Raw genomic sequence first — 11,597 nt, 5'->3', positions numbered from 1 at the left:
CGCTCAGGATTCAGTGCGCAATGAACAAGAGGTATTAGCGTGGGATTTCGATCTGCCAGAGTCTATTGAAGTTTCCCAAGCTGGTATCAGACTGAATGTATATCCTTGCTTGATCGATAAGAAAAAATACGTTCTTAAGACTAACGAGAATGATGAGCATAAAGCGCAAGAACAAAGTCGTTTGGGAATGGCGCGCCTTCTGTTTTACAAGTTAAGTGATCAAATCGCTTTGTTGCCCAAAGAGATCCCTAACTATAAACAAATGGGCTTGTATTACGCGCCAACCGGAAGAGCTGAGGCTTTGTACGATGACTTTGCTCTGTCTGCGATTGCACATCATTTTCGTTGCGATGAAATTCCAAGAAGTTCCGCCGAGTTTGAAGAACGCTGGCAGGCGGGTCGAGGAGACTTTGTCGTTGAGGCTAAAAAACATGCTCAGTTAGTGAATGAGATCCTCAAGGAATACCATGAATTGATGAAGCTATTAAAGGGAAAAATCAATTTTACGGTAGCCATGTCTGTCGCAGATTTAAAGTATCAAATACAGCACTTAGTATACGATGGATTCTTGTCGCAAACTGATTACAAGCAGCTAGAACATTATCCGCGTTACTTGAAGGCTTGCACATTGCGCTTCGAAAAGATGGGGCGTGAGCTAGCACTTGAGAGGAAAACATTGCCGTTGTTAAAAGACTGGTGGGAGCAATATCGAAGTCGCTTAGACGCACACAAAGCGCAAGGTATTTCTGACCCAGAGTTAACAAGATTTCGTTGGCTAATTGAAGAGCAGCGCGTATCATGGTTCGCCCAACAATTGGGCACGGCTGAGACCATCTCCGAAAAACGTATCAATAAACAATGGCAGTTGGTGCGACGAGTTTAGCTCGGCGCTGAGAGGTGATTGATTTAAGTTGTTTATTGGTGTCTTCAAGACTAATGTCTGATGATGCTTCTTAGTGGTGCGCGTCTCTGACGAGAATAGATAATTTATAGAAGGGGAAGTTAGTGTATAAAGCGGCGATAACCGGCACAGGTTTGTTTACTCCAATGCAGTCAATTAGTAATGATGAGTTGGTAGAAAGCTTTAATAGTTATGTTGCGGCATTTAATGCAGAAAACGCAGCTGCCATTGAAGACGGAAGCGTCGCACCCTTACAAGAATCTTCTTCTGCTTTCATAGAGAAAGCTAGCGGAATTAAAAGCCGTTATGTGATGAATAAAGAGGGTATTCTTGATCCAATGCGCATGGCGCCGAATATCCCCGAACGACCAAATTCTGAGCCGAGTGTTTTATGTGAAATGGCAACAGCCGCCGCAAAAGACGCGCTGGCTCAAGCCAATAAAACGGCAGCTGATGTTGATGCCGTACTTGTAGCTTGTTCCAACTTACAGCGAGCTTACCCAGCAATATCTATTGAAGTTCAACAGCAGCTTGGGATGGACGGCTTTGGCTTCGATATGAATGTTGCATGTTCGTCTGCCACATTTGCTCTTCAAACTGCGCTTGATTTGGTGAAAGCCGGAACAGCGCGGTCCGTACTTGTTCTGAATCCTGAAGTCTGTACAGCTCACCTAAATTTTAGAGATCGCGATAGTCACTTTATTTTTGGCGATGTTGCGACTGCTATTCTTGTTGAAAGACAAGATTTGATGTCTGTCGATACGTATTACGAAGTGGTCAGCGCAAAATTAAAAACAATTTTCTCGAATAATATTCGTAACAATTTCGGTTTTATGAATCGTTGCGCCCCAGAAGCGCAAGCCAACGCAGATAAGTTATTTGTTCAAGAGGGGAGAAAGGTATTTAAAGAGGTTTCTCCAATGGTTGCCAATATGATTGTTGAGCACCTCGCAGATAACGATTTCACTCCAGACCAGCTCAAGCGAATGTGGCTGCATCAAGCTAACTTAAATATGAACGTTTTGATTGCGAAGAAGGTCTTAGGTCGACCTGCAGAGGAAGGCGAAGCTCCTGTGATATTAGATGAATATGCTAATACGTCATCTGCAGGATCAATTATTGCCTTTCATAAGTACCGTGATGACTTGGCCGTTGGTGATACTGGTGTGATTTGCTCGTTTGGCGCAGGTTACTCAGTTGGCAGCGTTATTGTTAAGAAGTGTGCGAAGGCCTAAAACTAGAATACTAATAAGCTACAAGTTATGTACGGAACCACATTGATTAAAAAATGGATTTTTATCTCTCTCGCCTTAATAGCCTGCTCGGTTAGTTCTGTTCGAGCTGAAGAACTTTCAGAAACTGAAGTAGATCCCTACGAGGGTTTTAACCGAACCATGTTTGCGTTCAATCAAGAAATTGATCGCTATGTGTTAAAACCTGTTGCCCAAGGTTATAACTACGTGATGCCTAAGTTTATGAATATAGGCATCACGAATTTTTTTAATAATCTTGATGATGTAGAGACGTTTGCAAACAGTATTCTGCAAGGGAAGCTCCACAATGCAGTTGTGTCGCTTAATCGCGTAATTTGGAATACAACTTTCGGGTTGGCTGGTTTTATTGATGTCGCGACCTACTTCGGCTTGCAGAATCAAGAGGAAGATTTTGGGCAGACCTTAGCGTTTTATGGTTATGAAAATAGCAGCTATATCGTTTGGCCTTTTTTAGGTCCTTCCACCTTTAGAGATACCTTAGGGCGCGCAGCGGATACTTACTCTGATCCGCTTTATTACACAGATGAATTATCGAGTACGGAAAAGCTCGCATTAACAGGGCTCAAAGTTCTTGATATTCGAGCAGATCTCTTGAAGGTTGAACACTTAATGGCTGGATCTGATCCTTATGTCTTTGTTCGCAATGCCTATTTGCAAAATCGTAACTACCTCATACGTGATGGTGTTGTGGAAGATGCCTTTGCGAATGACGACTTAGATTTGGAGGACTTTTAAGCCTTTAAACAAATGCGCAACAGTTAAATATTCACTTCTCTTTTACATTCCTTCACATCAATACTCATCAACTCCACAGATGTCTTAATTGCTGTCCGCTATATTTTTTTAAAAGACGACAGAAAAAGGTTTCTCGTGGAAAACAAGCAAGCGTATATAAAAAAACTAAAAGGCTACTTAAATGAGTCAACAAGCTATGCGCAATGGAATGAGATCGCTTTAACCTTAGATCACACACTCGACAATCAGCAATGGAAGCTGGAACCCTATTCAGATATTTATAATTTTGATGTGCTTTCAGAGCGGATGCATGCCTTGCGTAACTTGCGTTTGCGTGAAGACTTAGAGGGTTTAGGTCGTGCTCTTCGTGAAGGGCTTCATCACGACTTGGGGAATATGGGAGACCCAAGGCTATATTCCGTTTGTTACGTCGGCACTAAACGTCTTATTGATGAGTATGTCGAAGAGGTATGCGTCGCGCTACAATTTCTTTGCCGACACCCTAAATCTTCGATGCTTCCAGCTCAGCAACTTGATTTTTTCAAAGCAATTCTCCTTAGTTATGGTCGACCGGCTTTGTTGATGAGTGGTGGCGCCTCGTTAGGAGCATTTCACTTAGGTGTGGTTAAAGCGCTTTGGGAACAAGATCTTTTACCTCAGGTTGTCGCAGGATCAAGTGCAGGGTCTATCATTGCTGCCTTATTAGGAACGCATACTGATGAAGAGCTGCCAGAGTTTTTCGACCCTGAGAATTTGAACCTTAAACCCTGGAAATGGGCGGGTATCTTAAATGGTCTTCGTGGTCGCGGGTTTATGGAGCAAAGTCAACTACGCGAGTCGATTCGTTACTATATCGGTGACTATACGATGCAAGAGGCCTTTGAGAGAACTGGCCGCAGTGTCAATATCACCGTGTCCCCTGTGAAGCATCAGCAAAAAGAGAGGCTTTTAAGCGGTTACACATCGCCTAACTTAATGATGTGGAGCGCGGCGCTGGCGTCTTGTGCTGTTCCTAGTATCTTTCCTCCTGTTCAGTTGCAGCAAAAGGATGAGATGGGAAATCATGCGGCCTATATGCCAAATATGCGTTGGGTGGATGGAAGTGTGGTTTCTGACTTGCCGATCGAAAGGTTGATGCATTTGCACGATGTTAACTTCAGCATCGTTAGTCAAACAAACCCGCATGTTGTGCCGTTTTTAAAAGAAGAGCATGCCGACAAGAATCGTTTACGCGATTTACCGGGTAAAATCTTGAAAGGAGAGCTTCGCTTCCATGGTCAAGCTGTGTCTGATTATCTTCGTAAGCACAACCAAAATGAAATTGTTAGACAAGGCTCAGGCCAAATCTATTCCATGCTTTCGCAACGTTATCAGGGTGATGTCACTTTATATCCCAAATATAAGTTGAGTCATTATGCGAAGGTTCTTTCAAATCCATCAAGCGACTTTATTTCAGAGCTAATGATGCAAGGTCAGCGCGCTACTTGGCCGCGTTTAGCTATGATTCGAACTCACGCAAAAATTAGTAAGATGCTCGAGCAGTGTATTACTGATCTGAAAAGCGAAGTCAGAACACATAAAGCGAAGTTAAGAGTTATTGCTTGAATCTTGGCTTTTAGTTACTCTTTGTTAATTAAATAACAATGTTTGTTCTTGGAAGCTATGTACCTCGATTATTTCGGCTTAAAAGAAGCGCCGTTTTCTATCGCTCCTGACCCCCGTTATTTGTTTATGAGTGAGCGCCATCGCGAAGCCTTGGCTCACTTGCTCTATGGCGTTCAAGGTCAAGGTGGGTTTATTGTTCTTACGGGTGAAGTGGGAACAGGTAAAACCACAATTTGCCGTTGTTTTTTGAATCAAGTTCCTAGCAACACTGATGTTGCTTTTATCGTTAATCCTAAACTTTCCGCACACGAGCTTCTCGCTTCTATTTGTGATGAGTATGGAATTGCGTATGAGAGAGATGCCTCGATTAAATCTCTCAACGATGCATTGAACGCATACTTATTGGATGCTCACGCAAAGCAGCGCCACACGGTACTGATTATCGATGAGGCTCAGAACTTAGCGTCTGATGTGTTGGAGCAGTTAAGGCTCTTGACGAATCTAGAAACGTCAGAGAAAAAGTTATTGCAGATCATCCTTCTTGGGCAGCCTGAGTTACGTGATATGTTGGCTCAAACTGAGCTTCGTCAGCTGGCTCAGAGAATCACAGCGCGTTACCACTTACAGTCTTTAAATCGCGTTGAACTTGGTGCTTACGTGTCTTGTCGCTTGGCTGTTGCTGGTAGGAAACCGCGCTTGTTTAGTGATAAAGCCTTGAACCGACTATACAAGCTCAGTGGTGGCGTTCCGCGTTTAATAAATTTGCTCTCTGATCGAGCGTTATTAGGCGCCTACGCAAGCAATTCAGATCAGGTTGAAGTTGAACATATCAAACGTGCTAACTACGAAATACTCGGAGAAAGTCGTTCTGCGTGGGAGCGTTTCGTCTTTCAATACGGGTATCGAGTAGTGGGTACCGCGTTGGGGATCACTTTGTTTGTTGGTCTCGGCGTATGGTCTAAGCCGTTTTTGGATAGCATCACGCCTTTTGTTGATTCGTCAGTAAATAGTGTCGTCGAAGTGACAAAATCTCCTGAGAAAACTATCTCGCATATAAATGATCAGAAGGATGAGGTTGATGTCGATCAATCTTCTGCGCTTCAAACTAATGCACTTGTTTTAAAGCCAGAAAACGGAGAGCAGGTTTATATCAATGACTTTGAAGAAGCTTTGTCTTCATCACCAGAGTCGTTAGTAGCATATGTAGAAGCTCCTAATCCAGATACGCGCCTGCTACAACAGGTAATGGAGAAGAGTGCCCCTGAATCAGCCGGAAGCATCCCTCTTGCTGCTGTTAGTGTTGATTTAGGTGGCCGAGAAAAAGGTAAGAAAGATAAGTTACAAGCATTTCAGTCGCTTTTTGAAAGTTGGAATTTAAACTACGTTGAAGAGCCTTTCCAATTAGCATGCGAGTTTGCCCAAGTGAACGGACTTGCGTGTCTTCATAAGCAAGGAAATTGGCGTAGTTTGATACGTATTGACCGTCCTGCCGTACTCACATTGTTTAATAATCAAGGCCAGAAAATTCATGTTGCCTTGTTAAAGATCGAAGGCGATTTTGCTCTGGTAGAGCATTCGGGTGAAAAGTTTAGAACCTCTCTAGATGATATTGATCGTTATTGGTTAGGCGAGTATTCAGTGATATGGCAACTCCCTCCTTATAAGTCTGGAATCGTCACACCGGGACAACTTAAAGAAGGTGCATGGTTGGAGAAAGGCTTAGCCGAAATTAACCCTGAGACCAAAGACTTAAGCTTGCAAGAGCAAGTGATTGAATTTCAGCGTTCTATGGGGCTTGTTCCTGATGGTATCGCCGGTAGTCTGACCTTAATTCAAATGAATAATTTGTTGGAAACCGACGCACCAAAGTTATTAGGAAACTCATAACAAATGTCATACATACTAGAGGCCCTCGAACGCTCAGAACGGGAACGTCAGCAACAGGGCCAACCATCTTTTAGACAAGATCAGCACTTGTTGCATCTTCGCCAGCAAAAACGATTTCCTTGGATAGGATTACTCGTAGCGGTTCTTTTCTTAAATGCACTGGTGTTTTTGTATATTCACTTTTCGTCTTCGGCTGTGATAGTCGAAACGGCAGCAGAGCATAAAACGCAGGCGCTAAATCAAACTCCAGTTGTGCCAAAAGCTAAAAAAATAGGGGCGATTGATCAAAAGTCTATTGAGCAGAATCCCCATACTTTGGTTGACGATAAATCGGTAAATCGACAGAAGTCTGAAGACGTAATCGTTCCGGTAGTAACAAAAGCCCAAGTGTCCGATCAAAATTCAGTGGAAGAAAGGCGATCAGTTCTTATTGAGCCGAGACTGCTGTCAAATCAGGATGCTAATCATGAAGAGTTGGACTCGGGTAGTAATATCTCCGCGCTTGATAAGAAAATCAATCAATTAGATAAGGAACGTTTAGAATTGAGCCCTTTAGTTCAGTTGTCCGATGTTCCGCTCGATAGTAATGACGAAAGTGTCAATGATGTTGGGCTCTCTGCCAACTTGGAAGGTGAAGATAGCTCTTCTTTGCCTTTATCCTCATCGCAAGTGCTCGAGTTAAATAATCAATATCACGATGTCCTGTTTTTACATGAAATAAGCAATTCTGCGCGTCCTCGTGTTCCGAAGCTTCTGTTTAATAGCCATATCTATAGTTCTGATCCGAGTGCTAGACGTGTCATGATCAATAATATTTATCTGAGAGAAGGGCAGATGTTTGAAGGTATGACTGTCTTGCTGATAGATGAGAATCATGTGGTGTTTGAAAAGCAAGGTCAGCAATTCAAAATTGCTGCTATGCGAGATTGGTTGGGTTAAACGCGGCGTTTAATCAGAGATATATTTCGCTGTGTGTCTATTGGGTGTTTGTTCCGCTGTTTGATGCTAAGAAATTAAGTAGTGTTTTGCGCGCTTTTTCATATGCCAGGCCTTGCGTGTGTAAGCCCAATGTTTGATAGCTAGTAATATTAAGATCGTTTTGTTTAGCGATCGCTTCTAATTGCGTGAAGTGACGATAGTCGACGACAGGGTCATTTTTGCTGTGCATCAGTAATATCGGAGTTTGTTTCAGTTCTGAGATATGTTTTTCAGGGTTATAGTCGCTTTCAATTAGACTCGCTGGAACTTGCACAAGCCACGTCAACCAGTGTTTTCTCATTGCTTCTCGCGCTACTTGGGGCCAGTTGGCCGGAGCAGATTCGCTGATTAAAGCGTTGATAGTTCGTAGATCTTCATCCGTCTTATTTATGTTTGCTGCATAGGTAATTGCTAGGGCTCCCCCCATACTCTGACCAAATACAAAGAAAGATTGTTCGGATCCTGCGAGCCGAGTGCTTATCCATCGGTGTGCGCTTTGTATGTCGATAAATGCGCTTCGTAGTGTCGATCCACCTTCTGATAAGCCATAACCGCGGTAATCTAAAAGAAATATCTCATAGCCGAATTTAGTTAGCCATGCGACTGAATTGATATGTGTGCTGATGTTCTCCCCATTGCCATGCAGATATAGGATTGTTCCTTTCGGGCTTTGTCCTTTACTATGTTTGATCAGCCAGTTAACAAGTTTAAATCCCTCCGATTCAAGCGTAACAGTCTCATATTCGACGTTGAGATCATTTGGGGTTTTGTAGTGTTGCTGGTGGGGAAAAAACAAAAAGCTAGATAGGTTACTGCAGCCCACGCTTGTTATAAGCGCAAAAATTAATAATAGACGAATAGGAATAGAACTGATGTTATGAGCTAGATTAGAAGTACCACGCAAGGCCGATTTCTCCCGCGGTTTGATAGTCTTTGGTGATGCTTTGATGTCGTTCTAAGTTAGATTCTGAATACGATACCCCGAGACGAAGGCTGGTATTAGAAAACGCAGCGACACCAACTCCAAGGTAGGCTATTTGCTGATTAAAATTTGCTCCGAGTAGAGAGTAGTGACGCTCCCAATACGCATTGAAATTAATGCTTCCAGTTTGTATTAGCCAGTTGAGTTTAGGACCGCTATCGATGGTAAATCCTTTATCGATATCTGAGTCGGTGTATGCGCGTGAACTGAGCAACACACTGCTAAGCAAATCGATATTGCTCGTAATAGGCGTGCGATAGCTGACGCCGGGGCCTGCATTGAGATACGGCATTAGTTCGTCAGATTGATAGATGTTGCGCGTCAGGCCTGTAGAAACAAACCAAGAGATAGGTTTGATGAAATTATCTCTAGGTGAGAAAGAGCGAATATCGATAGCTCTAAATTCTTCAAGTTGAAATTGAGCGTTTGACTCTGGCTTATCAAGATAAGACTTAAACTTCGCGTGAATGATTTCGAGTTGAGCTCCTGGGATATATCCCAGTACAGGGTCTAAGAAATCATGATAAGACATCCGAAGATCAAGTCCGATGTAATTGCCATCTATGTCATGACCGGAGCGCGCTAACCAGCGGTGAGATCGATGGCCTTGGTCATCACGTGTTTTAGGCGTCGGTGTACTCGTAAAGCTTTGATCTACGTTAATTTTACTTCGCTCGGACAATAGTCTGATTGTACGCTTATTGTAATACGCAGCTTCATCAGGCTCTTCTTTAGCTCGGTATCGCGCGATGGACACTGCAAGTTCTATTGCCTGAGCTTTATGTTTGTCACTTAACACTGATGTTGATGTGAGCTCTGATACTTCCCGATTTCGTTCATTTAATAGCTGTTCAGCAAATTGCTGTGTCGCATAAGAAGTTTGATTACGGCGGTGCTTTAATGCTGTTTGCATCGAAGGTCTAAACCTTGCGCTCTTAATGAGTCCGGCTTCTTGCAAGGCTCTAACTGTATCGGCTGGAATTACATCTGTGCTGAATTGTTTTGATAACTCAAATCTTGTACTAGAAGCATCGAGAAGTGTTAGAAGATGATACGAGCAGTTCTCAGTAAAAAAGTAATAGTCGAAATGCGTATCTTTAATCTCCCAGACATGGAGCATGAATAGCTGCAATTCCTGATTGTTTATGTCTAGTTCGTATTCCCACACATCTCGGGATTCAAGGTAATTGTATTCTTTTACTTTTTCATAATACGGCAATACCGAAAAAACACCTGGGTAACCTCCACTCAGGCCTTTGTAGCTAAAAACAAGTTCGTTATCGTTCGGGTCGGCGTTGGCAGCATAATTAATACTGTACGAAAGTAGATCGCTTTTATGTGTAGAGCTGTCGATGCGCATTAGGGTATGACCAAACATCGATGAAGGGCTGTTCAAATATGCCGCAGGAAAGATCAGTGTTAAACCCTGCGCTGATACATCTTGAAGAAATTGCTTGAGCTCAGGACAGTTTAAATTTTCATTGGTTAAATAACCGTGACTTTGAAGCCAGGTAAAGCGAGCAGGATATTTACATCGGTATTTGTTGAAGTCTGTTCCGAAAGTTGACATCGCTTCAATGGTGGCACGGAGTTCACTTTTGGGATTGGTTTGTCCGTCAGGACTCAGAAAAAAACTAGGATCGTCGACTTGGCTTCCTTGCTCGGAAAGAATGCCGACCTGATGATAGTGTAAGAGGTCTAGCCATTGTCGATCATTAGCTAGTTGGGTTAGATCAGAAGCAATACTTTTCGTCGCTGGAAGTAAAACAACCAAAAACACGAGAATAATTACGAGTAAGCGCATACATCCATGCCGCACGAAAATATTATTATTTTAATAAGAAGAGCCCTCTTTCAGACGAAAGAAGGTTCTTCTTTAGCTCTTTTTATGTTGTTAGCCGAGGTATTTCGCTAAACGAACATTTTGCGTCATGATGCTTACGATAGCGTCATACACTTGAGCAGATGAAGTCTCTTCAGTTGGGAACATTTGATCGAAGTTATGTTGAAGTGATACACGGAATGCACGCTTGTCAGCGTCTTCAATTCCGATCATTTCAGCTAGAGTGTCAATTGTTTCACCTTGACCAGTAGCTGACTCCATCGCGATTAAATCGATGTTCTCATCAATGAAATAGTCAACGCCTGATGCCAACGGGCCGCCAGCTGCTTCACAACCTAGTGTGCCAGAAGTCATACCAAAAGTTTGGTTGCCAGAACTACCGTTCGTTGTTGCTGCTAGAACGTGCTCAACCCACGAACTTGGAGATTTAAATACAACAGCTGTACCCAGACCACAACCCGCAGGACCATTTGCCATTGCAACGATTGGTGCAGACGCGATAACAGCGCCAAGTAGTAATTTCTTCATGTAAGTATTCCTTCATCTGTCCATAAATGTATCGATACTTCTTCAATGCCCAAAGCTTGCGCTAAAAAGCAATACAACGAAGAACGCTTCTAGTTTAGACTAATTAATTAGTAGACAAACAGTTTTATGATATTAAAAAAGAATAAAGTATGGGGGTAAGGGGTGTCTAAGATCGTTTCTGGAATTTTGAAGTTTAAGAAAGACGTCCACAGCAAAAAGAAGGAATTATTTGAAAAACTGTCTCAAGGTCAGGCACCTGAGGCTTTGTTTATTACCTGCTCGGATTCGCGCATAGATCCTAATCTATTAGTCCAAACCGAGCCTGGTGAGCTGTTTATTATTCGAAACGCAGGAAATATTGTCCCTCCGCATAGTAGTCAAACAGGTGGCGTGACAGCCTCGATTGAATATGCTGTTGCGGCCTTGCAGGTCAAGCACATAGTGATCTGTGGTCATTCATGTTGTGGCGCAATGCAGGGTGTTATGAATCCTCAGGCTGTCAGCGAGTTGCCTCATGTCTCACAGTGGCTGTCTTTCTCAAATGCGGCACTACAAGTAGTAAAAGAAAAATACCCTAACGATTCCGATCAAGAGCAGTTAAACCACTTGATTGAGCAGAACGTACTTCTCCAAATTCAGCACTTGGTGACGCATCCGCAGGTTGCAGCAAAACTCGCAACCGGAAAAATAACTTTGCATGCTTGGTATTACGATATTGGCAGTGGCGATGTTAGAGCATACGACGAAAGTTTGGCCAAGTTTGTGTCGGTGGAAGAAAAGTATAAAGATCTAGCAAAAGCAATGATCGTTGAGCAAGATCAATGCTGCTCTAACCACGATTGCTAATGGAAGAATAACTATAGA

General features: G+C 42.9%; 10 protein-coding genes. 7 read left to right on the top strand and 3 right to left on the bottom strand.

Annotated features, from left to right (window positions below):
• The 6 genes from A3762_RS15655 to A3762_RS15630 form a co-directional block, all read left to right on the top strand.
• A partial coding sequence (locus tag A3762_RS15655) for a DUF3418 domain-containing protein (protein WP_156493496.1) occupies positions 1 to 883 on the top strand: 883 nt, incomplete at its 5' end.
• A gap of 122 nt (positions 884 to 1,005) precedes the next feature.
• On the top strand, positions 1,006 to 2,136 hold the full coding sequence (locus tag A3762_RS15650) for a beta-ketoacyl-ACP synthase III (RefSeq protein WP_068756528.1): 1,131 nt from the start codon (positions 1,006 to 1,008) through the stop codon (positions 2,134 to 2,136).
• Between the two features lie 27 nt (positions 2,137 to 2,163).
• On the top strand, positions 2,164 to 2,910 hold the full coding sequence (locus A3762_RS15645) for a VacJ family lipoprotein (protein WP_068756526.1): 747 nt from the start codon (positions 2,164 to 2,166) through the stop codon (positions 2,908 to 2,910).
• Between the two features lie 135 nt (positions 2,911 to 3,045).
• The gene (locus A3762_RS15640) at positions 3,046 to 4,515 is read left to right on the top strand and encodes a DUF3336 domain-containing protein (RefSeq protein WP_068756524.1); all 1,470 of its coding nucleotides are present in this window, start codon (positions 3,046 to 3,048) and stop codon (positions 4,513 to 4,515) included.
• A 57-nt stretch (positions 4,516 to 4,572) separates the two neighbouring features.
• The gene (locus A3762_RS15635) at positions 4,573 to 6,402 is read left to right on the top strand and encodes an ExeA family protein (RefSeq protein ID WP_068756521.1); all 1,830 of its coding nucleotides are present in this window, start codon (positions 4,573 to 4,575) and stop codon (positions 6,400 to 6,402) included.
• Between the two features lie 3 nt (positions 6,403 to 6,405).
• A complete protein-coding gene (locus A3762_RS15630) occupies positions 6,406 to 7,341 on the top strand; it encodes a general secretion pathway protein GspB (protein WP_068756519.1) in 936 nt (311 codons plus the stop codon).
• A gap of 37 nt (positions 7,342 to 7,378) precedes the next feature.
• On the opposite strand, the gene A3762_RS15625 is transcribed toward A3762_RS15630, so the two are convergent.
• The 3 genes from A3762_RS15625 to A3762_RS15615 form a co-directional block, all read right to left on the bottom strand.
• Positions 7,379 to 8,176, bottom strand: coding sequence for an alpha/beta hydrolase (locus tag A3762_RS15625; protein ID WP_197469295.1), 798 nt, complete (start codon positions 8,174 to 8,176; stop codon positions 7,379 to 7,381).
• Between the two features lie 91 nt (positions 8,177 to 8,267).
• Positions 8,268 to 10,166: a DUF4105 domain-containing protein gene (locus A3762_RS15620; RefSeq protein ID WP_068756515.1), complete on the bottom strand. Its 1,899-nt coding sequence runs from the start codon at positions 10,164 to 10,166 to the stop codon at positions 8,268 to 8,270.
• Positions 10,167 to 10,256: 90 nt separating this feature from the next.
• The gene (locus A3762_RS15615; RefSeq protein WP_068478805.1) at positions 10,257 to 10,733 is read right to left on the bottom strand and encodes a DUF3015 family protein; all 477 of its coding nucleotides are present in this window, start codon (positions 10,731 to 10,733) and stop codon (positions 10,257 to 10,259) included.
• Between the two features lie 162 nt (positions 10,734 to 10,895).
• On the opposite strand from A3762_RS15615, the gene A3762_RS15610 reads away from it, so the two are divergent.
• Positions 10,896 to 11,579, top strand: coding sequence for a carbonic anhydrase (locus A3762_RS15610; protein ID WP_068756513.1), 684 nt, complete (start codon positions 10,896 to 10,898; stop codon positions 11,577 to 11,579).
• Positions 11,580 to 11,597: the final 18 nt, after the last annotated feature.

Source organism: Oleiphilus sp. HI0125 (assembly GCF_001635355.1).
Note: the sequence above shows the minus strand (reverse complement) of the source record. Positions and strands in the feature narration are given on the sequence as shown.